Annotated in this window: 2 protein-coding genes; both read right to left on the minus strand. The window is 46.1% G+C overall.

Features of this window, described 5'->3' with window-relative positions; translation table 11 throughout:
• The coding region (locus tag A3762_RS00660; RefSeq protein WP_068753623.1) for a UDP-N-acetylglucosamine 1-carboxyvinyltransferase at window positions 1–895 on the minus strand (895 nt) is incomplete at its 3' end.
• 29 nt (window positions 896–924) lie between these two features.
• Window positions 925–1,171 (minus strand): BolA family protein (locus tag A3762_RS00665; RefSeq protein ID WP_369820647.1); only part of this gene is annotated, 247 nt, incomplete at its 5' end.

Genomic DNA, 1,171 nt, shown 5'->3' on the forward strand with positions numbered 1-1,171 from the left:
CTGTTTTAACCGAAACTGCTTTCGGACGTTTACCCTTCATATCTAGTTCGATCCAGTCTTCACCCGTTGTGATTTCTGCACCCGCTTCTTCAAGCTTAACTAATACAGCATCTAGTAAATCTGCTCGTGTATCTTTTAGTTTAACGCGACCGCGTGTTGCTGCTGCTGCAACGAGGTATGTTCCAGTCTCTACACGATCCGGCATTACGTCATAATGCGTGCCTTTTAGGCTCTCGACACCTTCCACTTCAATAACATCAGTACCATGGCCTGTGATCTTGGCACCCATTGCGATCAAGCATTCTGCCAAATCGACAACTTCTGGCTCTCTCGCAGCGTTTTTCAGGATCGTTTTGCCTTCAGCAAGCGCAGCAGCCATTAATAAGTTTTCAGTACCTGTTACGGTGATGACATCGAATACGATGGTTGCGCCTTTCAAGCGTCCGTTTGAGCTTGCCTTGATATAGCCATCTTCAACTACTATATCCGCACCCATTGCCTGCAAACCCTTGATGTGCAGATCAACAGGTCGACTACCAATTGCACATCCGCCTGGTAACGAAACGTGTGCTTTACCGAAATGAGCTAACAAAGGACCAAGCACCAAGATAGAGGCGCGCATAGTTTTGACTAGATCATAGGGCGCAGTTAAGTCTTGAATCGTTGTCGCATTGACTTCGACGCTCAATTTCTCGTCAATCAATAACTCAACACCCATACGTCCCATCAATTCAATCATCGTGGTGATGTCATGAAGATGTGGCAAGTTGCCAATCGAAACAGGTTCATCGGCGAGCAAAGTTGCCGCGAGAATTGGTAAGGCTGCGTTTTTTGCGCCAGAGATGCGAATTTCGCCATCTAACGCGACACCGCCGCCAATCATTAATTTATCCATAGTTGCCTTGTCGTTTTAACTCGAATCGCTTAGCTGTTTTGTTCAGCCCATTCTTCAGGAGTGTAGGTTTGCATAATCACCGCGTGGATCGTTCCATCAACGATATGAGCATTTAAACATCCGTAAACGAGTTGTTGCCTTTTTACTTTATTGAGGCCTGCGAACTCTTGACCAACAGCTCTGAGCTGATAGTGATAACCATCTGTTTCAACAACGACATCCATTTCAGGGTATTGCGCTTTGACGAGCGCTTCAACTTCGCTTGCTTGCATACAA

This window comes from Oleiphilus sp. HI0125 (assembly GCF_001635355.1).